This window comes from Geodermatophilaceae bacterium NBWT11, assembly GCA_014218215.1.
Taxonomy (GTDB): Bacteria; Actinomycetota; Actinomycetes; order Mycobacteriales; family Geodermatophilaceae; genus Klenkia.
In genome coordinates this window covers 3,485,123-3,511,172 of the sequence record CP043652.1, presented here as the reverse complement: position 1 = coordinate 3,511,172, position 26,050 = coordinate 3,485,123, and the positions used below count along the sequence as shown (strand labels likewise).

General features: G+C 74.3%; 23 protein-coding genes and 2 tRNA genes. 10 read left to right on the top strand and 15 right to left on the bottom strand.

All coding sequences use genetic code 11. The features are described from left to right. Positions 1-243: 243 nt before the first annotated feature. From F1C76_17035 to F1C76_17020, 4 genes are all read right to left on the bottom strand, one after another. On the bottom strand, positions 244-870 hold the full coding sequence (locus F1C76_17035) for an ATP-dependent Clp protease proteolytic subunit (protein ID QNG38052.1): 627 nt from the start codon (positions 868-870) through the stop codon (positions 244-246). Between the two features lie 17 nt (positions 871-887). Beyond that, the gene (locus tag F1C76_17030) at positions 888-1,490 is read right to left on the bottom strand and encodes an ATP-dependent Clp protease proteolytic subunit (protein QNG39329.1); all 603 of its coding nucleotides are present in this window, start codon (positions 1,488-1,490) and stop codon (positions 888-890) included. A gap of 317 nt (positions 1,491-1,807) precedes the next feature. Then, a complete protein-coding gene (locus tag F1C76_17025) occupies positions 1,808-3,316 on the bottom strand; it encodes a trigger factor (GenBank protein QNG38051.1) in 1,509 nt (502 codons plus the stop codon). A gap of 120 nt (positions 3,317-3,436) precedes the next feature. Further along, a tRNA-Pro gene (locus F1C76_17020) sits at positions 3,437-3,510 on the bottom strand. Positions 3,511-3,579: 69 nt separating this feature from the next. On the opposite strand from F1C76_17020, the gene F1C76_17015 reads away from it, so the two are divergent. After that, positions 3,580-3,653: transfer RNA gene (locus tag F1C76_17015), tRNA-Gly, on the top strand. 12 nt (positions 3,654-3,665) lie between these two features. Here F1C76_17015 and F1C76_17010 read toward each other — a convergent pair. Together F1C76_17010 and F1C76_17005 are read right to left on the bottom strand one after the other, a co-directional pair. Further along, entirely contained in the window at positions 3,666-4,619 is a 954-nt protein-coding gene (locus tag F1C76_17010) for a sigma-70 family RNA polymerase sigma factor (protein QNG39328.1), read from the bottom strand. A gap of 67 nt (positions 4,620-4,686) precedes the next feature. Then, entirely contained in the window at positions 4,687-6,330 is a 1,644-nt protein-coding gene (locus F1C76_17005; protein QNG38050.1) for a hypothetical protein, read from the bottom strand. 158 nt (positions 6,331-6,488) lie between these two features. Here F1C76_17005 and F1C76_17000 point away from each other — a divergent pair, with 158 nt between their 5' ends. Further along, positions 6,489-7,733, top strand: coding sequence for a GNAT family N-acetyltransferase (locus F1C76_17000; protein QNG38049.1), 1,245 nt, complete (start codon positions 6,489-6,491; stop codon positions 7,731-7,733). Here F1C76_17000 and F1C76_16995 read toward each other — a convergent pair. From F1C76_16995 to F1C76_16980, 4 genes are read right to left on the bottom strand one after another with little or no spacing between them, the layout of a single operon-like run. Then, positions 7,720-8,292 (bottom strand): hypothetical protein, encoded by a 573-nt coding sequence (locus F1C76_16995; GenBank protein QNG38048.1) that lies wholly within the window; start codon positions 8,290-8,292, stop codon positions 7,720-7,722. The genes F1C76_17000 and F1C76_16995 overlap by 14 nt on opposite strands. Positions 8,293-8,295: 3 nt before the next feature. Next, the gene (locus F1C76_16990; GenBank protein ID QNG38047.1) at positions 8,296-8,763 is read right to left on the bottom strand and encodes a ribose-5-phosphate isomerase; all 468 of its coding nucleotides are present in this window, start codon (positions 8,761-8,763) and stop codon (positions 8,296-8,298) included. A 14-nt stretch (positions 8,764-8,777) separates the two neighbouring features. Further along, the gene (locus tag F1C76_16985) at positions 8,778-9,545 is read right to left on the bottom strand and encodes an SDR family oxidoreductase (protein ID QNG38046.1); all 768 of its coding nucleotides are present in this window, start codon (positions 9,543-9,545) and stop codon (positions 8,778-8,780) included. Between the two features lie 28 nt (positions 9,546-9,573). Beyond that, positions 9,574-10,242 carry a DsbA family protein gene (locus tag F1C76_16980; GenBank protein ID QNG38045.1) on the bottom strand — a complete coding sequence of 223 codons (669 nt, stop codon included), beginning with the start codon at positions 10,240-10,242 and terminating at the stop codon, positions 9,574-9,576. A 134-nt stretch (positions 10,243-10,376) separates the two neighbouring features. Between F1C76_16980 and pepN the strand changes: the two genes are divergently transcribed. Beyond that, positions 10,377-12,938 carry an aminopeptidase N gene (gene pepN, locus F1C76_16975; protein ID QNG38044.1) on the top strand — a complete coding sequence of 854 codons (2,562 nt, stop codon included), beginning with the start codon at positions 10,377-10,379 and terminating at the stop codon, positions 12,936-12,938. 96 nt (positions 12,939-13,034) lie between these two features. Here the strand turns inward: pepN and F1C76_16970 are convergent, their stop codons facing one another. The 3 genes from F1C76_16970 to F1C76_16960 are packed head-to-tail and all read right to left on the bottom strand — an operon-like array spanning position 13,035 to position 15,309. Then, a complete protein-coding gene (locus F1C76_16970) occupies positions 13,035-13,481 on the bottom strand; it encodes a DUF5130 family protein (protein ID QNG38043.1) in 447 nt (148 codons plus the stop codon). Positions 13,482-13,538: 57 nt separating this feature from the next. After that, complete coding sequence (locus F1C76_16965; GenBank protein ID QNG38042.1) at positions 13,539-13,853, bottom strand: hypothetical protein; 315 nt, start codon at positions 13,851-13,853, stop codon at positions 13,539-13,541. Between the two features lie 34 nt (positions 13,854-13,887). Continuing rightward, entirely contained in the window at positions 13,888-15,309 is a 1,422-nt protein-coding gene (locus F1C76_16960) for an amidase (protein ID QNG38041.1), read from the bottom strand. Positions 15,310-15,340: 31 nt separating this feature from the next. On the opposite strand from F1C76_16960, the gene kynU reads away from it, so the two are divergent. After that, the gene (gene kynU / locus F1C76_16955) at positions 15,341-16,615 is read left to right on the top strand and encodes a kynureninase (protein QNG39327.1); all 1,275 of its coding nucleotides are present in this window, start codon (positions 15,341-15,343) and stop codon (positions 16,613-16,615) included. A 22-nt stretch (positions 16,616-16,637) separates the two neighbouring features. Here kynU and F1C76_16950 read toward each other — a convergent pair whose 3' ends face one another. After that, entirely contained in the window at positions 16,638-17,186 is a 549-nt protein-coding gene (locus F1C76_16950) for an HNH endonuclease (GenBank protein QNG38040.1), read from the bottom strand. Positions 17,187-17,407: 221 nt separating this feature from the next. Between F1C76_16950 and F1C76_16945 the strand changes: the two genes are divergently transcribed. The 6 genes from F1C76_16945 to F1C76_16920 all read left to right on the top strand — a co-directional run bounded on the left by F1C76_16945 (position 17,408) and on the right by F1C76_16920 (position 25,484). Further along, entirely contained in the window at positions 17,408-19,501 is a 2,094-nt protein-coding gene (locus F1C76_16945) for a S9 family peptidase (protein QNG38039.1), read from the top strand. Between the two features lie 102 nt (positions 19,502-19,603). Further along, complete coding sequence (locus F1C76_16940) at positions 19,604-20,638, top strand: mechanosensitive ion channel family protein (GenBank protein ID QNG38038.1); 1,035 nt, start codon at positions 19,604-19,606, stop codon at positions 20,636-20,638. A 59-nt stretch (positions 20,639-20,697) separates the two neighbouring features. Then, the gene (locus tag F1C76_16935; GenBank protein QNG38037.1) at positions 20,698-21,927 is read left to right on the top strand and encodes an MFS transporter; all 1,230 of its coding nucleotides are present in this window, start codon (positions 20,698-20,700) and stop codon (positions 21,925-21,927) included. Beyond that, entirely contained in the window at positions 21,924-22,355 is a 432-nt protein-coding gene (locus tag F1C76_16930; GenBank protein QNG38036.1) for a globin, read from the top strand. The genes F1C76_16935 and F1C76_16930 overlap by 4 nt, the downstream gene beginning before the upstream one ends. Beyond that, entirely contained in the window at positions 22,352-23,911 is a 1,560-nt protein-coding gene (locus tag F1C76_16925) for a glycoside hydrolase family 13 protein (protein QNG38035.1), read from the top strand. The genes F1C76_16930 and F1C76_16925 overlap by 4 nt, the downstream gene beginning before the upstream one ends. 94 nt (positions 23,912-24,005) lie before the next feature. Beyond that, positions 24,006-25,484 (top strand): sugar ABC transporter ATP-binding protein, encoded by a 1,479-nt coding sequence (locus tag F1C76_16920; protein QNG38034.1) that lies wholly within the window; start codon positions 24,006-24,008, stop codon positions 25,482-25,484. A gap of 53 nt (positions 25,485-25,537) precedes the next feature. Here F1C76_16920 and F1C76_16915 read toward each other — a convergent pair whose 3' ends face one another. Continuing rightward, positions 25,538-25,906: a hypothetical protein gene (locus F1C76_16915; protein QNG38033.1), complete on the bottom strand. Its 369-nt coding sequence runs from the start codon at positions 25,904-25,906 to the stop codon at positions 25,538-25,540. Positions 25,907-26,050 lie beyond the last annotated feature (144 nt).

Sequence of the window (26,050 nt, the reverse complement as noted above, 5' to 3'; positions counted from 1 at the left end):
GTCACTGCGGGCCTGCGGGGAGGCAGGGCCCTCGTTCGTTGTGTCGATGACCGCCCGCCGGGCAGCGGGCCTCTGGCGGGAGCCGGCGAGAGCCGGGGATCGGGCGTTCCGCCGACCGTACCGGCCACCACCGACGTTCTCGGGCAGTGACGCACCCGGGGGTCCGGGGGTCGGGGACGTGCTCCGGTCACGCGGTCGGCGGGGCCCCGGAGGACCCCGCCGACCGCGCTGCCGGGTCGAGCGTCAGGCCGGGAGGGCGTTGAGCTTCCGGCTCTGGATGACCTCGTCGACGATCCCGTACTCCTTGGCCTCCTGGGCCGTGAGGATCTTGTCGCGGTCGATGTCCTTGCGGACCTGCTCCTGGGAGCGGCCGGTGTGCCGGGACAGGATCTGCTCCATCTGGGTGCGCACGCGCTCGATCTCCGCGGCGTGGATCTCCAGGTCGGTGACCTGGCCGCCGGCCTCGCCCGAGGGCTGGTGGATGAGCACCCGCGAGTAGGGCAGTGCCAGTCGCTTGCCCTTGGTCCCGGCGGCCAGCAGGACGGCGGCAGCCGAGGCGGCCTGGCCCATGCAGACGGTCTGGATGTCGGGGCGGACGAACATCATCGTGTCGTAGATGGCCATCAGCGCGGTGAACGAGCCACCGGGGCTGTTGATGTACATCGTGATGTCGCGGTCGGGGTCGTTGGACTCCAGCGTGATGAGCTGGGCCATGACGTCGTTGGCGCTGGCGTCGTCGACCTGCACCCCGAGGAAGATGATGCGCTCCTCGAAGAGCTTGTTGTAGGGGTTGGACTCCTTCATCCCGTAGCTGGTGCGCTCGGTGAAGGAAGGCAGGATGTACCGGCTCTGCGGCATCTCGAAGCTCATGTCAGGTCCTCCGACCGTCAGTTCTCGGTGACCGGGTTGTCGGTCTCGGTCGTGGCAGAGGCCTTGGTGACCACGTGGTCGACGAAGCCGTACTCCAGCGCCTCGGCCGCGGTGAACCAGCGGTCGCGGTCGGAGTCCTCGGCGATGCGCTCGACGGTCTGCCCGGTGTGCTGGGCCTGGAGCTCGTTGAGCTCCTTCTTGGTACGGCGGAACAGGTCGGCCTGGATCGCGATGTCCGACGCCGTGCCCCCGACACCGGCCGAGGGCTGGTGCATCATGATCCGCGCGTGCGGCAGGGCGTAGCGCTTGCCCGCGGTGCCGGCGGTGAGCAGGAACTGCCCCATCGAGGCAGCGAGGCCCATCCCGTAGGTGGCGACGTCGCAGTCGATGAACTGCATCGTGTCGTAGATCGCCATGCCCGCGGTGACCGAGCCGCCGGGGCTGTTGATGTACAGGTGGATGTCGCGCTTGGGGTCCTCGGCGGACAGCAGCAGCATCTGGGCGGCCAGCTGGTTGGCGATCTGGTCGTCGACCTGGCTGCCGAGGAAGATGATCCGCTCGCGCAGGAGACGCTCGTAGACCGAGTCGCCGAGGTTCATCATGGTCCCGGAGCCGCGCATCACGGGCGCGGACGGGTGTGCGGTGTTCACGTGTGCGGTGACCTCCGTGGGACTGGCGTGCTGGCGGTCTGGGTTCGGGTGGAGCGGTGATGCTGGTCGTCCGCCGGGGACGGCGCGGGCACCGGCCGGAGCCGGACCCGGGTGCCTTCTCGGTGTCACGTCGACCCTAACGCGGAGGTCCGACGGCCCACTCCCGTGACGGCCGGTGTTCGCCGAGGGCGCAGCGACCTCACCCCTCCCCCACCGACGACGACACCCGCCCCTCCGCGGTGCGGGGGGACGGGCGTCGGTGCGTGCGGGTGGATCAGGCCTCGGGATCAGGCCTCCGCGTCGTCCTCGGCGGCAGCGGCCGCCTTCTTCTTCGGCGCGGCCTTCTTCTTCGCCTTCGGGGCCTCCTCGACCGGGGCCTCGTCGACGGCGGGGGCCTCGGCCTCGACCGGGGTCTCCTCCACGGACTCCGCAGCGTCCTCGTCCTCGGCCGACTCGACAGCAGGAGCCTGGACCGTCTTCGGGGCCAGGGCCTCGAGGTCGACGGGGTTGCCCGAGGCGTCGGTGATCGTGGTCTGCTCGAGCAGCTGGGCCAGCGCCTTGGTGCGGCGCACGTCGGCGACGAAGTCGGCGATGTTGTTGCCCTGCTGGAGCTGCTGGGCGTACTGCTCGGGGCTGACCCGGTTGCGCTGGGCCTGGGCCATGATCTGCGCCGACAGGTCGTCGTTGTCGACGGTGACCTCACGGGCGTCGGCGATCGCGTCCAGCACGAACTGGGTGCGGACGGCGTTCTCCACGTTGGACTTCATGTCGGCGTCGTAGGCCTCGCGGCTGTCGACCCCGGCGGCGGAGAAGTAGGCGTCCCAGTCCATGCCGGCCTGGGCGAGCTCCTGCTCCATGGCACGGGTGCGCCACTCGAGCTCGCGCTCGACGAGCTTGTCCGGGACGGGGACCTCGATGGTCTCCAGCAGCTGCTCGACCAGCTTGTCGCGGGCCTGGCTGCCCTGCTGCAGGACCTTCACCCGGGAGAGCCGGGTGCGGACGTCGCCGCGCAGCTCCTCGAGGGTGTCGAACTCACTCGCCGTGGAGGCGAACTCGTCGTCGAGCTCGGGGAGCTCCTTGGTCTTGACCGAGCGCACGGTCACGGTGACCTCGGCGGCCTCGCCGGCGTTGTCACCGGACAGCAGCGGGGAGGTGAAGGTGGCCGACTCGTCGGCGGACAGCCCGCGCACGGCCTCGTCGAGGCCGTCCATCAGGGTGCCGGTGCCGACCTCGTAGGACATGCCGCTGGTGCTGCCGTCCTCGAGCTCCGCGCCGTTCAGCGTGGCGACGAGGTCGATGGAGACGAAGTCGCCGTCCTCGGCGGCGCGCTCGACGCCGGTGAGCATCGCGAAGCGCTCCCGCATGGTGGAGACCTGGGTGTCGATCTCCTCGTCGGTGACCTCGACGTCGTCGACGGTCACCGCCAGGGAGTCCAGCTCCGGCAGCTCGAGCTGCGGGGCGACGTCGACCTCGGCGGTGAAGGCCAGGGTGTCGCCGTCGTCGATGCGGGTGACCTCGACGTCGGGCTGGCTCAGCGGCCGGACCTGGTTCTCCCGGACGACCTCGGAGTAGACCTCCGGGACGGCGTGCTGGACGACCTGCTCCAGGACGACGGGACGGCCGACCCGCTGGTCGAGGATGCGGTTGGGGACCTTGCCCGGCCGGAAGCCGGGGACCTTGACCTGCCGGCCGAGCTCCTTGTAGACCTCGCCGAAGGCGTGGTCCAGGTCGCCCCACGGCACCTCGATCGCGAGCCGGACCCGGGTCGGGCCCAGGTTCTCGATGGTGCTCTTCACAGCGCAGCGCTCCTCGGTGTGCAGACGTCAGGTGGTGGTCGGCGTGGCCGGCCCGTCGCAGGACGACGGGGCGGGACACGCCGGGATGCCCCCGAGTCTCGCAGAGACCCGGTGACGGTGTCGGGGTGACAGGATTTGAACCTGCGGCCCCCTGCTCCCAAAGCAGGTGCGCTACCAAGCTGCGCCACACCCCGTGGCCGGGGCGAGTCTAGGCGCCTCGGGCTACCGGTACTGTGGCCGGGCAGCAGGACGCACGACACCTCGCGGGTGTAGCTCAATGGTAGAGCCCCAGCCTTCCAAGCTGGCCATGCCGGTTCGATCCCGGTCACCCGCTCCACACATCCCACCCTCAGCGGGGCAGCAGCTCCGCCGGCGGGGTCTGCGGCAGCCCGAAGAGCTCGAAGAGCCGGGTGTCCAGGAACGACGTGATGCGGCTGATCTTCCCGTCGTGCACCTCGAGGGCCTGGAACGCGAACGGCTCGTACGCCCCGCCCGGCCCGCTGGGCTTCCACTGCGCGAACGCGGTCGACCCGTTGAGCTCCACCGGCATGAGCACCGAGCCGCGGCAGGCCGAGCCCGGCCCGACCATCCAGGCCACCACGTCCTGCGCCGAGCGCAGCCACATGGTGAACGGCGGCATGTCCTGCACGGCGTCGGCGTGCAGCAGCGCGACGAAGGCCTCCATGTCGTACCGCTGGAAGGCGTCGACGTAGCGCGCCAGCAGCTCGGCCTGCTCGGCGTCCACCTCGCCGGGGCGGGCCTTGCCGTCGTGCCCGGCCAGCGTGGCCCGGGCCCGCTGCAGTGCGCTGTTGACCGCCGGCACCGTGGTGTCGAGCAGGTCGGCGACCTCGTCGGCCTTCCAGCGCAGCACCTCGCGCAGCACCAGGACGGCGCGCTGGCGCGGGGGCAGCACCTGCAGCGCTGCCACGAACGCCAGCCGCACCGAGTCCCGCTGCACCGCGACCTCGGCCGGGTCGGTCCCGAGGGCCACGACCTGGCCGGTCAGCGCCGGCTCGACCCAGGCACCGTCGGGCAGCGTGCCCGCCAGCGACGCCTCGACCGGAGCCGAGGGCTCGTCGGAGAGGTCGACCGGCAGTGCCCGCCGCTTGCGCCCGTCGAGGACGTCCAGGCAGACGTTGGTGGCGATCCGGTACAGCCACGAGCGCAGGGCACCGGGACCCTGCAGCTTTTCCAGCGACCGCCAGGCCCGCACCATCGTGTCCTGGACGGCGTCCTCGGCGTCGAAGGAGGAGCCCAGCATCCGGTAGCAGTACCCGGTCAGCTCGGGGCGGTGGGTGGCCATCCTCGCCTCGAGGTCGGCTCGGTCCTCGGTGGTGGGGCCCAGCAGGTCGGTCACGGCGTCCCTCGGTTCACTGGTAGGTGACGAGCTCCGGCACGGGGAGGACCTGCTCGATCGTCTGCTCGGGGGTGAGCATCGGCTCGTCCTCGTCGTAGAAGTTCTTCCAGCCCCAGTACAGCGGGCTCGGCGCGTCCTGGTGCAGCACGTTCCAGGTGTCCTGCTTGGCCGGCTGGGAGCCCTGGCCGTCCACGTGCACCATGATCGCCAGCTCGTCGCGGCTGGTGTCCAGCCGTTCGCGGTCGACGATCATCCGCACCTGGAACTGGTGCAGCACCAGCAGCTTCTGCGGCAGCGCGTTGGCCCGGGTCAGGTCGGCCAGCCAGGTGACGACCTGGTTGACCTCGTCGATGCCGACCTGGCCGATCTGGGTCAGGTGCACCTGGTTCGGCTGCAGCCGCCACTCGGGGTCCAGCGCGAGACCGACGTAGGGCAGCTCCAGCAGCGACTGGTACTGCTGGGCCTGGGTGAGGAAGTCCGTGCGGCCGGGCTGCAGGTCGAGCACCACGTAGAGCCCGGCCGCGCCGGCCGCCTCCACGTAGGGCCGCAGGGTCTCCAGGTCGGCCTCGGTGGAGTAGTTGCCGTCCGGGCCCGCCGAGGCCGAGGCCACGGTCACGATGATCTCGAACATCGGGACGACGGTGCGGTCGGGCACCAGGGCGTCGTACTGGGCGGCGGTCTCCTCGGCCCGGGTGATCGACTGCTCCAGCGGCTGCTCGCCGAGCACGCCGAGTGCGCCGCCGTCGGGGTAGCCGTAGAGCGCGACGAAGAAGTGCTCGGGGAACAGCAGCTGCCCACCGCCGGGCAGCTGGGTGCCCGAGGCCGCGGTGGCGGTCTTCCAGTCCAGGCCGGCCACGCCGGCGAAGTCGGCGCCGAGGACGACTACCGCGTCGGGCTGGGCCTGGGCGAGGGAGTCGACGACCGAGGCCGAGGCCCGCGGGTCGGTCTGGCCGTCGGTGAGGGTGACGGTGGCGCCGGCGGCCCGGGCCGTGGCGACCCCGGCGAGGGACTCGGCGCTCCCGCTGGCGAGCACGACCACGCCCTCGAGGGGCTCGGCGCGGGTCACCTCGGGCAGCTCGCCGCCCTCGGACTCCCCCTCGGCGGCCGAGCCGTCGGCGGGCACCAGCGCCACGGGGGCGTCGCCGTCCAGGCCGGCGACCGCGGCCACCGCACCGTCGGCGGCGACCTCGTCGGCCGCGCCCAGCTCGACCCCGGTGGCCTCGGCGACCGCCTCGGCGGTGGCCGGGACCGAGACGACGTCGAGGCCCTCGGTGGCCGGCAGCTCGGCGTCCACGGCGAGCACGTCGGTGGCGCCGAGCCGCTCGAGCTCGTCGGCCACCGGGTCGTCGGCGCCGCCGGAGGTCAGCAGCAGGGGGACGCCCAGGGAGACCGCGGCCGAGGCGCCCAGCAGCTGACCGGCCTCGTCGTCGGCACCGGCGACCACGACCACCGGGGAGCTGGTGAACAGCGCCCGGCTGGTGGAGACCGCGGAGGCCGCCGGGTCGGTGTCGGCGACCAGCGTGCTGGCCGCGTCAGGGGCCGCCGTCACCGGCTCGGCCGGTGCGGCGTCACCACCACCCCCACCGGAGGACCCGGTGCAGCCGGACAGGAGCAGGAGCCCGGCGAGGGCGGCGGAGGGGACGACGGCGGAGCGCATGGACCTTCTTCCAACGGCAGAGCAACGACGGGTCGACCCTAGCGGCCACCACCGACACGACCGGGTCCGCCGAGGTGACCGTCCGGTGACACCGGTGCCGGTCCCGTGCCGCGGAAACCGGGTCGCGGCGGCCCGCCCGCGCCGGGTACACCTGACCGGTGATCGACCCCGCTGACCTCCGCCCCGCCACCGTCGAGGACTGGCCCCGCTTCGGCCGGGCCATGGACGTCGTCTTCGGCGAGCAGTCCACCGGCCCGTACCTGGACACCCCCACCCCGCTGGCCGAGCTGGACCGCTCGCTGGGCCTGTTCGGCGAGGACGGCCGGGTGCACGCCACCGCCGGGGTCTACAGCCTGGAGATGACCGTGCCGGGCGGGGCCGCCGTCCCCACCGCCGGGATCACCTGGGTCACCGTCTCCCCCGCCCACCGCCGGCAGGGCGTGCTCACCGCGGTGATGCGCCGGCAGCTCGACGAGGTGCACGCCGCCGGCCGGGAGCCCGTCGCCGCGCTGTGGGCGGCCGAGGCCGGCATCTACGGCCGGTTCGGGTACGCCCCGGCCAGCGTCAAGGGCGGCTGGAGCGCCGACCCGACCCGACTGCGGCTGCGCCCGGACGCACCGGTTGGCGAGGGTCGGGTGACCCTGGTCGACGTCGAGGAGTTCCGTCCCGCGGCGGTCGCGCTGTACGACCGGGTGCGCCGGGAGGTGCCCGGGACGATGGCCCGGGACGACCGCTGGTGGACCCGCACCCTGCGCGACGACGAGGAGCAGCGGCACGGCGCCACCCCCCGTCAGCTCGCCCTGCACACCGAGCCCGACGGCACCGTGACCGGGTACGCCACCTACCGGCTCAAGGGCACCTGGACCGACGGCGGGCTGCCCGACGGGACGATGACGGTGCAGGAGGTCCGGTCGGCGACCCCCACCGCGCACGCCGCGCTGTGGCGCTTCCTGCTGGGCCACGACCTGGTGCGCCGGCTGACCTACGAGGCCGGGCCGGTCGGCGAGCCGGTGCAGCACCTGCTGGTCGACCCGCGTCCGTTGGCCTCCCGGCCCTTCGACGGGCTGTGGGTGCGACTGGTCGACGTCGACCGGGCGCTGGCTGCCCGCCGCTACCCCGCGCCGATCGACCTGGTGATCGAGGTGCGCGACCCGTTCTGCCCGTGGAACGAAGGCCGCTGGCGGCTGTCGGGACACCCCGCGGGTGGGTACTGCGGCCGCACCGACCGCGACCCGGACCTGGTGCTGGGCGTCGAGGAGCTGGGCGCGGCCTACCTGGGCGGCACGTCGCTGGCCGCGCTGCACGCCGCGGGCCGGGTGACCGAGGTGAGCCCCGGGGCGGTCACGCTGGCCTCGACGTCGTTCTCCTGGCCGGTGGCGCCCTGGTGCGTCACGGAGTTCTGAGCGGCTCCACCCGGTAGCGCCAGGTGGCCGGGCGCGGGCGGCCGGGCAGGTCGGCCCGCCCGGTCGCCCAGCGCAGCGTGGTGGACGGGTCGGTGTCGGTCGGCGCCTCGGGGAAGAGCCGCGCGAGCGTCGCGGCAGCCAGGTCGGCCGGGACCCCGAACGACCGGTCGGTCGCCTCGGCGACGTCCCCGGTGTGCACCAGGACCTCCGCGCAGGCCATCGCGGCGAAGCCGGCCGGGTCGGGTGAGCCCCAGCCGTGGAAGCCGCGCTCGCCGGGGTCGGCGCCGTCCAGCACCCGGGCGAGCACCTCGCCCCAGCTGGTCAGTCCGGTGATCAACCGGCCGTAGCCGGCTTCAGGGTCGCGCTCGTACCGGCCGGCGGTGAGGTCCACCCGGCCGACCAGCAGGTCGTGGCCGTACCAGTGCAGGGTCTCCCCCACGTGCCAGACGACGCCGGCGACGTCGGTGTCGACCAGCGGCACCGGGGCCGACGGGTCCGGTGCCATCGCCAGGAAGGCGGCGGCCTCGTCGACCGCGGTGCGGACGTCGTCCCCGGTCACGGCTCAGCCCCCCGCGGGGTGGTGGCGCTCCTGCTCGTAGGCGCTGACCAGGCCGATCCGGCGCACGTGCCGCTCCTCGTCGCTGAACGGGGTGGCCAGGAAGAGCAGCACCAGCTCGGTGGCCTCCTCGACGCTGTGCTGCCGGCCGCCGACGGCGACCACGTTGGCGTCGTTGTGCTGGCGGGCCAGCTCGGCGGTGGACCGGTTCCAGACCAGTGCCGCGCGGACGCCGGGGACCTTGTTGGCCGCGATCTGCTCGCCGTTGCCCGACCCGCCGATGACGACGCCGAGGCTGCCCGGCTCGACCACGACCCGCTCGCCCACCTCGATGCAGAACGGCGGGTAGTCGTCCTCGGGGTCGAAGTCGAACGCCCCGCAGTCGACCGGCTCGTACCCGGCGGCGGCGACCGCCTCCAGCAGGTGGGCCTTGAGCTCGAGTCCGGCGTGGTCGGTGCCGAGGAAGACGCGCATGCCGCGATCCTCCCCTAGGAGAGGCGCGCGGCCACCGGGAGGGGCAGCGCGCGCAGCAGGGCCGCGACCGGGCGCCACGGCCACTCCGGCACGTAGGCCCGCACCGGCTCGCGCTCGACGGCGGCGGTCATCGCGTCCACCCCGGTGTCCAGGTCGACGGTGAACGGGCCCCGTCGTCCGGTGTTGATGTCGGTCTCGATGAAGCCGGGGTGGATCGTCGTCACCCGGATCCGGCGGGTGGCCCGGGAGGACAGCAGGTCGGCCCGGATGCCCTCGGCGAGGACGGCGTCCGCGGCCTTGGAGGTGGCGTACGCCGTCCGGGTGCCACCCATGCCGCGCACCCCGGCGACCGAGGAGACCACCACGAGGTGGCCGTGCCCCTGGGCCCGGAAGAGGGCGACCGCGGCCTCGCAGCAGGCGTGCGTGCCGAGCACGTTGGTGGTGAGCACCGCCCGGTTGGGTGCGGCTCCCCCGGTGCCCACCGGGACGCCCTTGCCCAGCCCGGCGTTGGCGATGAAGCGGTCCAGGCCGCCGAGCTCGGCGGCCAGCCGGGGCACGACCTCGGCGACCGCGGCCGGGTCGTCGACGTCCAGCGCGGCAGTCAGGACGGTGACGCCGGGGTGGGCGGCGGTCAGCTCCTCCCGGAGGGCGTCGAGCCGGTCGGTGCGGCGGGCGACCAGCGCCAGGTCGCGGCCGAGGGCGGCGAACCGGCGGGCCATGCCCTCGCCGAGTCCGGAGCTGGCCCCGGTGATGAGGATGCGCTGGCGGGTCGGGTGCGGCACCCGGTCAGGATGCCGCACCCGGGTGGCCTCAGGCCTGCGCGCGGGTGATCTCCAGCGCCGACGCCGGGACCGTGGAGAAGTCCGGGCCCTCGGTGCGGGTGCGCTTGAGCTCCCAGAAGCCGGGCAGGTTCGCCAGCAGGATCGCCCCGTCGAGGGCCTTGCCGGCGTCCTCACCGGTGGGCACGCGGCTGATGACGGGGCCGAAGAAGGCGACGCCGTCGACGTGCAGGACGGGGGTGCCGACCTCCTCGCCGACCGGGTCCATGCCCTCGTGGTGGCTCTTCTTGAGCGCCTCGTCGTACTCGGTGGAGTCGGCGGCCTCGGCCAGCGAGGCCGGGAGGCCGACCCGCTCCAGGGCGGGGGCGATGACGTCGGTGAGCTCGGCGCCCTCCTGGTGCCGCAGCGTGCCCATCGCGGTGTACAGGTCGCCGATCACCTCGTCGCCGTGCTGCTGGGCGGCGGCGATCAGCACCCGCACGGGGCCCCAGGCCTCGGCCATCATCTGCTGGTACTCCTCGGGCAGGTCCTTGCCCTCGTTGAGCACGGCCAGGCTCATCACGTGCCAGTGCACGTCGATGTCCCGGACGGTGGACGCCTCGATGACCCAGCGGCTGGTCAGCCAGGCCCAGGGGCACAGCGGGTCCACCCAGACGTCGACCCGGGCCTTCGTGGGTGCGGTCTGCACGGCCTCGGACATGCGGTCTCCTCGTGATCGGTGGTGCTGGTGGTCTGCCGCGGACAAGTCCGACGGCCTCCCCCGGCATTCCCCGCGGGGGGCCCGGCACAACCGTCGCCCCGCCCGCCGTCCCGGCCACGTGGGAAGCTCCACCGGTGGCTGTTCCCAACCTGACCCGCGACGACGCTGCCGCGCGCGCCCAGCTCCTCACCGTGCACGCCTACGACCTGCAGCTGGACGTCAGCGACGGCGCCGGGCACGCCGGCGAGGACGTGTTCCGCTCGACGACGACGGTGCGCTTCTCGGCCGCGACCCCCGGAGCGGACTCCTTCGTCGACCTGGTCGCCGAGCGCCTGCACTCGGCCACGCTGAACGGCACCGCGCTGGACGTCTCCACCTACACCGAGGAGCACGGCCTCCCGCTGCCCGGGTTGGCCGCGGAGAACGAGCTCGTCGTCGACGCCGACTGCCGGTACTCGCGCACCGGGGAGGGCCTGCACCGCTTCGTCGACCCCGAGGACGACGCGGTCTACCTCTACTCCCACTTCGAGCCGGCCGAGGCCAAGCGGGTCTTCGCCTGCTTCGACCAGCCCGACCTCAAGGCCCCGTTCACGGTGCACGTGACCGCGCCCTTCGACTGGCAGGTCGTCTCCAACACCGGCGGGCGCACGATCGAGGCCGGCACCGGCGGCTCCCAGCTGGTGCACTTCGAGCCCACCGAGCCCATCTCGACGTACCTGGTCGCGCTGATCGCCGGCCCGTACGCCAAGGTCACCGACTCCCACGAGGGCCTGCCCCTGGCGCTGTACTGCCGCGCCTCGCTGGCCCAGCACCTCGACCCGGACGCGATCTTCGAGGTCACCAAGCAGGGGTTCGACTTCTACCACCGGGTGTTCGACTACCCATACCCGTTCGACAAGTACGACCAGCTCTTCGTGCCGGAGTTCAACGCCGGGGCGATGGAGAACGCCGGGGCGGTCACGTTCCTGGAGGACTACGTCTTCCGGTCGCGCACCAGCCGGGCCCGCTACGAGCGCCGCGCCGAGACGATCCTGCACGAGCTGGCCCACATGTGGTTCGGCGACCTGGTGACCATGCGGTGGTGGGACGACCTGTGGCTCAACGAGTCCTTCGCCACCTACATCTCCACGCTCTGCCAGGCCGAGGCGACCGAGTACACGACCGCCTGGACGACGTTCGCCAACACCGAGAAGTCCTGGGCCTACGCCCAGGACCAGCTCCCCTCGACCCACCCCATCGCCGCCGACATGGTCGACGTGGCCGCCGTCGAGGTGAACTTCGACGGGATCACCTACGCCAAGGGCGCCTCGGTGCTCAAGCAGCTGGTCGCCTACGTCGGGCAGGACGCGTTCCTGGCCGGGGTGCGCCAGTACTTCAAGGCCCACGCCTTCGGCAACACCACGCTGGCCGACCTGCTCGGCCCGCTGTCGGAGGCCACCGGCCGGGACCTGTCCGCCTGGGCCCAGCAGTGGCTGCAGACCAGCCAGGTCAACACCCTGCGCCCGGTGTTCGAGACCGACGACGAGGGCCGCTACTCGTCCTTCGCCATCGAGCAGACCGCGGTGCGCGAGCACCCGGTGCTGCGCGACCACCGGCTGGCCGTCGGGCTCTACTCCTCAGGGGCGGAGGGGCTGACCCGCACACACCGGGTCGAGCTCGACGTCTCCGGTGCCCGCACCGTGGTCGACCAGCTGGTCGGCCACCCGGCCGCGGACCTGGTGCTGGTCAACGACGACGACCTCACCTACGCCAAGCTGCGCCTGGACGAGCGGTCGCTGGCCACCCTGCGCACCGGCATCGGCGCGCTGTCGGACCCGCTGGCTCGTGCGCTGTGCTGGTCGGCGGCCTGGGACACCACCCGGGACGGCGAACTGCCCGCCCGCGACTGGGTCGCCCTCGTGCTGGCCGGGGTGGACGCCGAGAGCGAGAACTCCGTCGTCCAGTCGTTGCTGGCCCGGGTGCAGGCAGCGCTGTCGAACTACGCCGACCCGGCCTGGGCCGACGAGGGCTGGGCGGCCCTGGGCGAGAAGTCCGTCACCGCCCTGCACGCGGCCGAGCCGGGCTCCGACGCCCAGCTGCAGTGGTCGCGCACGCTGGCCTCCTCGGCCCGCACCGAGGAGCAGATCGGCCTGCTGCGCGGGCTGCTGGACGGTTCGCAGGAGGTGCCGGGGCTCGAGGTCGACGCCGACGCCCGCTGGGCGTTCCTGCACGGGCTGGTCGCCGTCGGCGCGGCCGGGGACGCCGAGATCGACGCCGAGGCAGCCCGGGACGCCACCGCCACGGGTGCGCGCCGCACCGCCACCGCCCGGGCCCTGCGCCCGACCGCGGAGTCCAAGGCCGACACGTGGCGGCGCGCGTTCACCGACGAGTCGATCGCGAACTCGATCCACGAGGCGATGGTGGCCGGCTTCTGGCACCCGGCCCAGCGCGCGCTGACCGAGCCCTACGTGCAGCGGTACTTCGCCGACATCGCCCCGCTGTGGGACCGCCGTCCGGGCGAGATCGCGAAGAACGCGGTGGAGTACCTGTTCCCGAAGCAGGTCTCCCCGGCCACCGTCGAGGCGGCCGACGCCTGGCTGGCCGACCCCTCGCACCCGGCCCCGCTGCGGCGGCTGGTCAGCGAGGGCCGCGACGGCGTCGCCCGCGCCCTGCACGCCCAGCAGCGAGACGCCGAGGCCGGGCGCACCCGGGCCTGAGACGACGAAGAGCGCCCTTCCTGTCAGGAGTCCTGACGGGAAGGGCGCTTCTCGCGTTCGGGGCTGACGAGGAGGGCTCTCCTCGTCAGGTCGTCGTCAGTGGCGGGAGCGGTGGGCGGCGGGGTGGCCGGCCTGGTCGGAGAGCTGGCGCAGGCCGTTGACGATGCCACCGACGAGGTCACCGGAGCCGAAGGACGTGGTCATCGACAGCACCGCGAGGGCGCAGGCCCGGTCGGGGAGGCGGCGGGCGGCAGCGGCGCCGGTGACGACCTCCATGACCCGCTGGTCCGGGGAGATCGCGATGAGCACGGAGCTCGCCGTGTCGCCGCCGGAGCGGGCGTGCAGGTCCTCGGCGCCGGCCCGGGTGTCGGCGGGGAGCTCCCCGAGGAACAGGGTGAAGCGCAGCCCGGTCTCCCGGGAGGACATGGTCAGCGCCTCGTCGAGGCGGAGCAGCTCCGCCGGGGTGAACGGCGGCGCCCCGGCGTCCGGGGACTCCTGGTCGTCGACGATCGGCTCGTGGGTGCCGGCGAGCTCGGTGGCCATCAGGCGGTGCCTCCGGAGGCGGTGACGCAGGGACGGGTGGGGGTGCTCACGCTCGGGTCACCAGGTCCCGCGGGCGCCACCGGACGCGGTGCGCGCCACGGTGGGGACGGCGGCCGGTGCGTGCGGCGCCTGGCCGATGGCCAGGGCCGACGCGCGGGCGCCGGGGGTGATGGAGGCGTGGTCGTCGTGCTCGTCGTGCGCGGCCGCACCGGGCCGGTGCGGCTCGTACCAGACCGGGCCGTGGCCCCAGGGCTTGCCGGGCTTGTACCGGTCCCGGTTCTTCAGGGCGGGGAGCATCACGAGCGCGGCCACCACGGCGAAGAACGCCAGCGGTGCCACGACGAAGACGAGCAGGGTCTCGACCACGGTCACGCCGCGCAATCTACCGGGGCCACCACCGGGCGGCTCACCAGCCCGGGGGGTGCCGGTGCGCCCAGGGCAGGGCCTCCTCCAGCTGCGCGGCCAGCGCGATCAGCGTGACCTCGTCCGCGGGTCGACCCACGAGCATGGTGCCGATGGGCAGGCCGTCGGGGGTCCAGTGCAGCGGGACGCTCACCGCGGGCTGGCCGGTCACGTTGTAGACGGCCGGGAACGCCGCGTACTGCTTCTGCCGCTCGAAGTCGGCGGCGCCGTCCCCGTCGTGGTCGAACCACCCGAGCGGCCGGGGGGTGTCGGTGCAGATCGGGGCGAGCAGGACGTCGAAGGCCGCGGTGGCCTGGACGAAGCGGCGGCTGAACACCCGCAGGGTGAACAGCGCGTCCATCGCCTGCGCCGCGCTGAGCGCCAGGCCCCGGTCGCGCAGGTACCGGGTCAGCGGGCGCAGCAGCGGCACCTGCTCCTGGGTGACCGGCAGGGTGGCCCCACCCAGGGACCAGGTGGTCTCGAAGGCCGCCAGCACCTGCTCGGTCAGCGGTGCTGCCGGCAGGTCGACGACGTCGTGGCCGAGGGACTCCAGCAGCGCCGAGGCCTCGTCGAAGGCGGTGGACACCTCCGGGGACAGCTCGGCGCCGGGCATCCCCGAGTCCCGGTACCGGCCGACCCGCAGCCGGCCGACGGGGCGCTCCGCTGCGGCCAGGAAGGTCTCCCCCGGCGGCAGCGGCGGCGCCCAGGTCGGGTCGCCGGCCACCGGGCCGGCCATCGCGTCGAGCATCGCGGCGGCGTCGCGCACGGTGCGGGCCAGCGGGCCCTGCACCCCCAGGCCGGTGATCTCGGCACCCAGCGGGGCGCTGCTCACCCGGCCGCGGGCGGTCTTGATCCCGACCAGGCCGTTGATGCCGGCCGGGATGCGGATGGAGCCCCCGCCGTCCGAGCCCTGGGCGAAGGGCAGCATCCCCGCCGCCACGGCGGCGGCCGCTCCCCCGCTGGACCCACCGGCCAGCCGGGTGGTGTCCCAGGGGCACCGGGTGGGTCCGACGACGTCGTTGTCGGTGTAGCAGGGGAAGCCGAACTCGGGGGTGTTGGTCTTGCCCAGGCTGATCGTCCCGGCGGCGGCCAGCGCGGTCACGACGTGGTCGTCGACGGTGGGCACGTGGTCGGCCATCGCGGCCGACCCGAAGGTGGTGCGCACCCCGGCGGTGAGGTTGAGGTCCTTGATCGCCGTCGGCACCCCGAGCAGCGGGGGCAGCTCGCCGCCCTCGGCGAGACGGCGCTCGGCGGCGGTCGCGGCGGCCCGGGCCCGCTCGGGGGTCACCGTGACGAACGCGCCGATCCCGGCATCGAGGGCCTGGATGCGGGCCAGGTGGTGGTCGACCAGCTCGGTGGGGCTGGTCTGCCCCGACCGGACGGCCGCGGCCTGCTCCAGCGCGGTCAGCTCGTGCAGCTGCGTCATGCCCGGGGACGCTAGCCCGTGGATCATGGCCCTGGTGCTGACCCGTGCCGATGCCCAGGCGCTGGACGCCGCCGACCCCCTGGCGCCGTTCCGGGAGCGCTTCGTCGGCGACGGCCCCGACGGCAGCTGGGACGACGGCCCCGGGCGCCGGCTCTACCTGGACGGCAACTCCCTGGGCCGCCTGCCCCGCGCCACCCCCGCCGCGCTGGCCCGGGTGGTGGAGCAGGAGTGGGGGCAGGGCCTGGTCGGCTCCTGGTCGCAGTGGGTCGGGCAGGCCGGCCGGGTCGGGGACGCCCTGGCCGCCGGGGTGCTGGGCGCCCGGCCGGGCGAGGTGCTGGTCTCGGACTCCACCTCGGTCGACCTGTTCAAGCTGCTGGTCGCCGGCTGCGACGCCCGCCCCGGCCGGGACGTGCTGGTGTGCTGCGCCGACGACTTCCCCACCGACCGCTACGTGGTGGCCGGGGTCGCCGGGCAGAAGGGGATGACCGTCCGCGAGGTCCCCGCCGACCCCGACACCGGGCTGGACACCGCCGTGCTGGCCGCGGCGCTGGACGAGCGGGTCGCGGTCGTCGTGCTCTCGCTGGTGGCCTACCGGTCCGGCGCGCTGGTCGACCTGGCCGCGGTGACCGCGCTGGCCCGGGAGCACGGCGCGCTGGTGCTGTGGGACCTCAGCCACGCCGCCGGCGCCGTCGAGGTCGACCTGCACGCCGGCGGGGCGGACCTGGCGGTCGGCTGCACCTACAAGCACCTCAACGGCGGGCCCGGCGCCCCGGCCTTCCTCTACGTCCGGCGCGAGCTCCAGGCCGACCTGCGCCAACCGGTCTGGGGCTGGTTCGGGCAGCGCGACCAGTTCGAGATGGGCCCGGCCTACGACCCGGCTCCGGGCGTCGACCGGTTCGCCGTCGGCACCCCGCCGGTGGTGGCCACCGCCGCCGTGGAGGTGGGCGTGGCCCTGACCGCCGAGGCGGGCATCGGGCCGGTCGCGGCCAAGGGCCGGGCGCTGACCGACCTGCTGGTGGCCCTCGCCGACGAGCGGCTGCCGCAGCTGCGGCTGGCCTCGCCCCGGGACGCCGACCGCCGGGGGGCGCACGTGAGCCTCGCGCACCCACAGGCCTGGCAGCTGACCCAGGCGCTGCTGGCCCGCGACGTCGTCCCGGACTTCCGGACGCCGGACCGGGTGCGGTTCGGCCCGGCCCCGCTCTACACCCGCTTCGTCGACGTCTGGGACGCCGTCGACCGGCTGGCCGACATCCTGGCCACCGACGCCCACGAGGCCTTCCCGACCGAGCGGGCCCGGGTGACCTGATGGAACGGCCCCCTGCAGAGGCTCACCCCGCGCGGAGCGTGGGGTGAGAGGCAGGGGGTCCTTCTCCCAGCCAGCTGCGCCAGCGGGGGTCGACGGTGCGGTGGCCGAGCAGCCGCCAGGCCGCGCCGCTGGGCGCACCGGGCGGGCGGGGCAGCGTCCAGCCCAGCTCGGCCAGCGACCGGTCGGCCTTGGTGTGGTTGCAGCGCCGGCAGGCCGCGACCACGTTGTCCCAGGTGTGGGTGCCACCGCGGCTGCGCGGCCAGACGTGGTCGATGCTGGTCGCCGCCGCCCCGCAGTAGACGCAGGTGCCCTCGTCGCGGGTGAAGACCGCGCGGCGGGACAGCGGCACCTGGGCCGGGTAGGGCACCCGCACGTACCGGGTCAGCCGGACGACGACCGGCACCGGCAGGGCGAACACCTCGGCGTGGCACAGCACGTCGGAGACGTCGACCGGTTCGGCCTTGCGCGCGATCACCAGCACGATCGCGCGCCTGCTGGACACCACGCACAGCGGCTCGTAGGTGGCGTTCAACAGGAGACAGGACGCGGTGGTCGCCGGTGAGGGCGTCACGGGAGCGGGCGTGCGGGTTCCAGGGCGGGGGTCGCGCCGCGGGCCCGGCGGGCCCGATGCGGTCGACGACCCGAGTGCGGCGAGCGACACGGGGCACCTCCGTCTGCCCCGGACCGCCGGGGTGTGCACGACCCACGGGCACCCTCATCCTGCCCCCCGGGGGTGTGCTAAGGGCAAGCGGGTTCTCCGACCCGGGTGTGAGGGTGGCTACCGTCGCCGGTGTGACGTCTGCCGTTCCCCTGCCCGACACCTCCGCGCTCGCCCCCCGCCTCGACCTGGTCGAGGACCTGCACGGACACCGGGTCGCCGACCCCTACCGGTGGCTCGAGGACGGTGCGGACCCCCGGACGACGGCGTGGACGCAGGCGCAGGACGCGTACTCGACCGCCGTGCTGGGCGGGCTGCCCACCCGGGAGGCCTTCGCGGCACGGCTGGGCGAGCTGGTGCGCTCCGGTGTCGTCGGCACACCCGCGTGGCGGGCCGGCCGGGCGTTCTCGCTGCGCCGCGACCCGGGCCAGGAGCACGCCGTGCTGCGGGTGCGGGAGGCCGACGGGTCCCCGCGCGTGCTGGTCGACCCGATGGGCCTCGACCCGGCCGGGACCACCACGCTGGACGCCTGGTCACCCTCCTGGGAGGGCACCCGGCTGGCCTACCAGGTGTCGGTCGGCGGCGACGAGGAGTCCGCGCTGTACGTCCTGGACGTCGCGACCGGCGAGCTGCTGGAGGGCCCGGTCGACCGGTGCCGCTACTCCCCCGTGGCCTGGCTGCCCGGTGGTGAGGAGCTCTTCTACGTCCGCCGGCTCGCTCCCGACCAGGTGCCCGCCGGCGAGGAGCAGTTCCACCGCCGCGTCTGGCGGCACCGGGTGGGCAGCGAACCGGCCACCGACGTGCTGGTGCACGGGGAGGGGCTGGACCCGACGAACTACTACGGCGTCCGGGTCTCCGCCGACGGCCGCTGGCTGGTGGTCTCGGCCTCGGCCGGCACCGCCCCGCGCGACGACGTCTGGCTGGCCGACCTGCAGGGCGACGGCGAGCTGCGCCCGCTGCAGGTGGGCGTGGACGCACAGACCTCGGCCTGGGTGGCCCGGGACGGCCGTCTCTGGCTGTTCTCCGACCGGGACGCCCCGCGCGGCCGGCTCGCCGTCGCCGACCCGGCCGACCCGGCCACCTGGGAGCCCGCCTCCTGGACCCCGGTGATCGCCGAGCAGGAGTCCGGCGTGCTGTCCGACGTCGCCCTGGTCGACGGCGTGGACGGCGACCTGCGGGTGCTCGCGGTGCACGCCGTGGACGCCACCGACCGGCTCTCCCTCTGGGCCGCGGACGGCTCGGGCCGGCTGGCCGACGTGGCCGTCCCGCCGGGCAGCATCTCCGGGGTCAGCACCCCGCCCGAGGGCGGCACCAGCGCCTGGGTCGGCTACACCGACCACGCCACCCCGCCGTCCGTGCTGCGCTGGGACGCCGCAGACCCGACCGCGCTGGTCGACTGGGAGCGGGCCCCGGTGGCCGGCGCCGTCCCCGACGTCGTGGTGACCGAGACGCACGCGACCTCGCCCGACGGCACCCCGGTGCACCTGTTCGTGGTCGCCGCGGCGGCCGCCCCCGACCGGCCGCGGCCGACCGTGCTCTACGGCTACGGCGGCTTCAACGTCTCGCTGACCCCCGGCTACAGCGCGCAGACCCTGGCCTGGGTCGCCGCCGGCGGGGTGTGGGCGGTGGCCAACCTGCGCGGCGGTTCCGAGCGCGGGGAGGAGTGGCACCGCGCCGGGATGCGCGAGCGCAAGCAGAACGTGTTCGACGACTTCGCCGCCGCCGGGGAGCACCTGGTCGCGCAGGGCTGGACGACGCCCGGACAGCTGGGCGTCTTCGGCGGGTCCAACGGCGGGCTGCTGGTCGGCACCACCACGACCCAGCGGCCCGACCTGGCCGCGGCCGTCGTCTGCAGCGCCCCGCTGCTGGACATGGTCCGGTACGAGCTGTTCGGGCTGGGCCGGACCTGGAACGACGAGTACGGCACCGCCGCCGACCCGGAGGAACTGGGCTGGCTGCTGGGGTACTCGCCCTACCACCACGTGGTCGAGGGCACCGCCTACCCGGCCGTGCTGTTCACGACCTTCGAGTCCGACACCCGGGTCGACCCGCTGCACGCCCGCAAGCTCGCCGCGGCACTGCAGCACGCGACGTCGTCCGGTGCGCCGGTGGTGCTGCGCCGGGAGGTGGCGGTCGGGCACGGCGCCCGCGCGGTCTCCCGGACCGTCGGCCTGGCTGCCGACCAACTGGCGTTCCTGGCCGAGCACACCGGGCTCGTCGCCGGCTGATCCAGTCGTCCGCGTTCCGATCCGGGACCGCCTCGGCATCGGCACGCGGACCGACCCGGGGACCCCCCGACCACCGCAGCCGACCTGGGAGACTCCGCCGTGATGACCAACGCACTCACCGTCACCGCGGCGGCGACCGACGGCCTGGACGGACTCACCGACCTGGACGTGCCCAGCTGCGTCACCGAGGACTCGACGTCGCTGTGCGCCCGGCTCTACGAGTGGTTCGGACTGGACTGGCTGGCCGCGAACGCCCAGACCCTGGTCGCGACGCCGCTGCGGATCCTGCTCGTCGTCGTGGTCGCGCTGATCGCCCGAGCGTTGATCAACCGCACCATCCACCGGCTCACCGACCGCACCGCGACCGGTCAGGTGCCGACCATCCTCAAGCCCCGGCGGACCAAGAACGGGGAGTCCCACCAGCAGGTGGTCGAGCAGGTGGCGGCCCGCCGCACCCAGCGCGCCGAGGCGGTGGGCTCGGTGCTGCGCAGCTTCGCCTCGATCGTCGTCTTCTTCATCGCCATCGTCCTGGTCCTCGGCGAGCTGGGCATCAACCTGGCCCCGATCGTGGCCTCGGCCGGGGTGGTCGGCGTCGCGCTGGGCTTCGGCGCCCAGAACCTGATCAAGGACTTCATCGCCGGGATCGGCATCATCCTGGAGGACCAGTACGGCGTCGGTGACGTCGTGGACCTCGGCGAGGCCAGCGGGACCGTGGAGGCCGTCGGCCTGCGGATCACCCGGCTGCGCGACGTCAACGGGGTGGTCTGGTACGCCCGCAACGGCGAGGTGCTCCGGGTGGGCAACAAGAGCCAGGGCTACGCCCAGGTCGTCATCGACATGCCGGTCGCCCACGACACCGACCTGGAGCGCTGCAAGGCGGTCATGCAGGAGGTCGGGGACGCCGTCTACGCCGAGCCCGAGTGGGCCGAGGTGCTGCTCGGGCAGCCGGAGTCCCTCGGCGTGGAGTCCATCGCCGCCCAGGGCATCGTCATGCGGCTGCAGGTCCGGACGACGAACGCCGACCAGTGGCGGGTCGGCCGGGAGCTGCGGATGCGGCTGCAGGAGCGGTTCGCCGTCGAGGGCATCAAGATCCCGCTGCCCTCGCTCGGCGGGCCCGTGGGGGGCCAGGCGCCCTGAGCCACCGCGCAGCGGACGAGACGGCAGACCGACCGGCCACGTACCGGGCGGTCTTCGCCGTGCGTGAGTTCCGTCCGCTCTTCGGGTCCTACCTGCTGTCGACCATCGGCGACGAGCTGGCCCGCCTGGCGCTGACCGTGCTGGTCTACCAGCGCACCCAGTCCACGCTGCTCTCGGCGGCGACCTTCGCGGTCAGCTACCTGCCCTGGGTGCTCGGCGGGCCGGTGCTGGGCGTGCTGGCCGACCGGTTCCCGCGGCGCACCGTGCTGGTGGCCTCCGACGTGCTGCGCGCCCTCCTGGTGGCCTGCATGGCGCTGCCGGGCACGCCGTTGCCGGCGTTGCTGGGGCTGCTGGTGCTGGTCTCCTTCTGCGCGCCGCCCTTCGAGGCGGCCCGGTCCGCGCTGACGGCCGACATCCTCACCGACGACCGGTACGCGGTCGCCACCTCGCTGACCGGCATCGTGCTGCAGCTCTCGCAGGCGGTGGGCTTCCTGGCCGGCGGTGTGCTCATCGCGGTCTTCTCACCGTCGACGGCCCTGCTGGTCAACGCCGCGACCTTCGCCGTCTCCGCCCTGTGGCTGCGCGCCGGGCTGACCCAGCGGCCGGCACCGGTCCCCGACGACGAGGAGGAGGTGGCGTCCCCGCTGGCCGCCGCGGTCCAGGGGCTGCGGCTGGTCCTCCGCACCCCGCGGCTGCTGTCCATCGTCGTCCTGCTGTGGGTGGGCGGGGTCTTCCTCAGCGCACCCGAGGGCATCGTCACGCCGTGGTCGGTCGAACTCACCGGGAGCACCGCGGCCGTCGGGCTCCTGCTGGCGGCCAACCCGGTGGGCGCCGTCCTCGGCGGGGTCCTCATCGGCCGGTTCTGCCCGCCGTCCCTGCGGGAGCGGCTGGTGCCCGGGCTGGTGGCGACGTCCTTCCTCGGCACCGCGGTCGCCGGCGCCCTCGCCCTGCTGGCGCCCGACGGGGTGGCGCGGGACGCCGGCGCCGTGGTGGCCCTGTTCGTGTCCGGGGTGGGGTCGGCCTGGTCGATCCCGCTGAACGTCCTGTTCGTCCAGGCCGTGCCACCGGAGTACCGGGGCCGGGCGTTCGCCATCGCGGTCGCGGGGCTGTCCGCGGCGTCGGGGGCGGGGATCTTCGCCGGCGGGGCCCTGGCCGAGGTGGTCGCACCCAGCGTGGTGGTCGCCTGCGCCGGCGTCGTGGGGACCGTCGTGGCCGTGGCTCCCCTGGTGGCCCTGCGCCGCACCCGCCCGCCCGCCGACGCCCGCGTTGCGGGACCATCGGGGGCATGAGCGAGTCGAGTCGGCCCCTCCCCTCGGCGCGCAGCTTCTTCGCCGAGGTCGGCGGGGCCCCCGTGTTCCACGACCTGGTCGCGCACTTCTACCGCGGGGTCCGGCAGGACCCCGTGCTCGCACCGCTGTACCCCCAGGACGACTGGGACGGCGCCGAGGAACGGCTGCGGCGCTTCCTCGAGCAGTACTGGGGCGGACCCACCACCTACTCCGAGCAGCGGGGCCACCCCCGGCTGCGGATGCGGCACGCCCCCTTCGCCATCGGCGAGGCCGAGCGCGACGCCTGGCTGTCGAACATGCGGGCGGCAGTCGACTCCCTGTCGCTGACGCCCGAGCAGGACGCCCAGCTGTGGGGGTACCTGGAGATGGCCGCCCGCAGCATGCAGAACCGCTGGACCGAGCCGACCGAGGGTGATCTGTCGCCGTGAGCACCGCACCGTCCACCGACTGGTGGCGTGAAGCCGTCTTCTACCAGGTCTACATCCGCTCCTTCGCCGACGGCGGGGACGACGGGGTGGGCGACCTCGCCGGGCTGCGGGCCCGGCTCCCCGAGCTCGTGGCCCTCGGTGTCGACGCGCTGTGGATCAACCCGTTCTTCCCCTCGCCGATGGCCGACCACGGCTACGACGTGTCCGACCCGCGGGACGTGGAGCCGGTGTTCGGCGACCTCGGGGAGTTCGACGCGCTGCTGGCCGAGGCACACGGCCACGGCATCCGGGTGACCATCGACCTGGTCCCCAACCACACCTCCGACCAGCGCGACTGGTTCGTCCAGGCGCTGGCCGACGGTCCGGGGTCACCGGCCCGGGCGCGCTACGTCTTCCGGGACGGCACCGGCCCCGACGGCGCCGAGCCGCCGAACAACTGGCCCTCGATCTTCGGTGGCCCGGCCTGGACCCGGGTGCCCGACGGCCAGTGGTACCTGCACCTGTTCGCCCCCGAGCAGCCCGACCTGGACTTCACCCACCCCGAGGTGCTCGAGGACCTCGCGCAGACGCTGCGCTTCTGGCTGGCCCGCGGGGTCGACGGCTTCCGGATCGACGTGGCGCACGGGATGGTCAAGGCCGACGGGCTGCCCGACGTCGACTTCGACGAGGCCGGTCTCTTCGACGACCACGGCCCCACCGACCCGCGGCTGGACGTCGACGGTGTGCACGACGTGCACCGGATGATCCGCCGCGTGCTGGACGAGCACCCCGGCGCGATGACCGTCGGTGAGGTGTGGGTGGCCGACGACGAGCGGCTGGCCCGGTACCTGCGCCCGGACGAGCTGCACTCGGCGTTCAACTTCCGGTTGCTGACCGCCGACTGGGACGTCGAGGAGCTGCGGGACGCCGTCGTGCACTCCCTCGCCTCGGTGGCCGACACCCCCGCCCCGCCGTGCTGGGTGCTGTCCAACCACGACCGGCCCCGGCACGTCACCCGCTACGGCGACGGCGAGCTGGGCACCCGCCGGGCGCGGGCCGCGGCCCTGCTCCAGCTGGCCCTGCCCGGGATGGCGTTCGTCTACAACGGCGACGAGCTCGGCATGCCCGACGTCGACCTGCCCGACGAGGCCCTGACCGACCCGGTCTGGACCCGCTCGGGGCACACCGAGCGGGGCCGCGACGCCTGCCGCATCCCGGTGCCGTGGTCCGGCGACGCCCCGCCCTACGGGTTCACCGCCGGGACGACGACCTGGCTGCCCATGCCCGAGGGCTGGGCCGGTCTCACGGCGGCGGCCCAGGCGGCCGACCCCGACTCGGTGCTGTCGCTGTACCGAGCTGCGCTCCAGCTGCGTCGCACGCCGCTGGCCAGCGGGGACGTGCACTGGCTGACGGCGCCGGAGGGCTGCCTGGCCCTGCGCCGGGACGGCGGACTGGTGCTCTGGCTCAACCTGTCCGGTGCCCCCGTGGCGCTGCCGGAGGGACGCCTCGTGCTGGCCAGCGCACCGGTGGTCGAGGGCCTGCTGCCGCACGACGCGGCCGCCTGGCTCGAGGGCTGAGCGGACCGCCGTCCCGACGGGCGGCGGGACCCGGCACGGGTAGCATCCGTACCGGTACAGGACGTCACGACAACCCTCTCGGAAGGCCGCCCGCATGGCCCTGCTGCAGGTGGTCGGACTGACCCACTCGTTCGGCCCGCGCCGCGTGCTGCGCGGGGTGGACCTGACCGTGGAGCCCGGCGAGGTGGTCGGCCTGGTGGGCGCCAACGGCGCCGGCAAGTCCACCCTCGGGGACGTCGTCGCCGGCATCACCGCCCCCGACGGCGGGTCGATGAGCCTGGCCGGACGGCCCTACGCCCCGCTGTCGCCCGAGGACGCCCGGCACCTGGGGGTCGGGGTGGTCGAGCAGCTGGTGCGCATCGACCCGACGCTCACCGTCGCCCAGGCCCTCACCCGTCGCACGGGCACCGCCGGGCTCACGCCCGAGGCCGTCCGCGAGGAGGCGGCCGCCGTGCTCGCCACCGTCGGGCTGGACCTGGACCCCGACCTGCCCGTCGGCGACCTCCCCCGCTTCGTGCACGGCCTCGTGGAGGCCGCGCGGGTGCTGGCCGAGGACACCCGGGTGGTGGTGCTCGACGAGGTGTCCGCGGCGCTCACCGGGTCCGAGGTCGCCGCGCTGCACGCCGTCGCCGGCCGGCTGCGTGCCCAGGGCCGCGGGGTGCTCTACATCAGCCACCGGCTCCCCGAGATGCTCGAGGTCGTGGACCGCGTGCTGGTCCTGCGGGACGGCGTCATCGCCGCCGACAGCCCCGCCGCCGGGCTGGACCCCGCCCGGCTGGCCGCGGCCACCCTGGACGGCGCGGCCCTGGTCCCGCGCCCCCGCCCCCCGGTCGACGCCGCACCCGTCCGGCTGCCCTCGCGGAGCCCGAAGCGGGTCTCCACCGCCACCGCCGAGGTGGCGTTGCGCCTGCGCGGTCTCCGGGTGGCCGGCCACGTCGAGGGGGTGGACCTCGACGTGCACCGGGGCGAGGTGCTCGGCCTGACCGGCGACCGCACGTCGGGGCTGCGCGAGCTCGCCGCCGCCCTGGCCGGCCTCGTGCCCGCCAGCACCGAGCAGGGCCCGCTCACCCTGCGGCTGCCCACCTACGCCCCGGACGACGACGCCTACGGGGTGGACCCGGGCGAGACGATCGTCCGCACCCTGGTCGACGAGCCGTGGGGCCGGCCTACCGACCTCAGCACCGAGATCGCCTCGCTGCGCGGGGTGATCAAGACCGTGCACGAGCTGCACGTCAACACCGGGAGCATCCGCACCGTGTTCGGGGCGCTCTCCGGCGGGGACCAGCACAAGCTGGCCCTGGCCCGGTGGATGGCCGACGCGGGCGAGGTGGTGGTCGTGCACGAACCGACCCGCGGACTGGACCTGCGGTCCCGGCGCGAGGTGCGGCGGGTCGTCGACGAGGCCACCGCGCGCGGCACCGCGGTCGTGGTGGTCTCGGTGGACCCCGACGAGCTGGTGGAGTTCTGCGACCGGGTCGGGGTGCTGGCCGGCGGCCGGCTCGTCCGGTGGGTCGACCCGGTCGGGTCGGACCCGACCGCCGTCCGCGACCTCGTGCTGGCACCGACCGGCTGAGCGGTGCGGTGGGGGTCGTCCCGGTCCCCCCGGTCCGGGACGACCCCCCAGGGTCAGACCGCGATGGCGCCGGCGACGCTGCGCAGCTTGTGCCGTGCCAGCGCCAGGTTCGCCGTCGTCCGGTTCAGCACCAGGTAGACGAACAGGCCGCTGGTGCCCGCACCCTTGAGCACGTTGATCAGGTGGTACTGGGTGCGCAGGGTGATCAGCACGTCCTCGATCTCGTCGTCGAGCTCGATGTCGGTGATCGTGCGCAGCTTGGCGCGCACCACGTTTGAGTTGCCGGCCGCAGCCACGTTCAGGTCGAAGCCGGGGTTGCCGCCGGACGCGAGGGCCATGCCGCTCTCGACGTCGACGATGGCCGCGCCGCTGGCGCCCTCGATGGCCAGCAGGTCGGCGATGACGGTGTCCAGTTGTGCCACGGGGAGTGCTCCTGTCGTCGGGGTGGGGGGTCGCGGCGGTGCGCCGCGGTCCGGGTCGACGGGCGACCCGGGACGTCCGGTGGAGCCGGACGGGTCAGGGGGTGCCGGGGCCGACCGGGGCGGCGCGGGAGACGGACGGGGAGC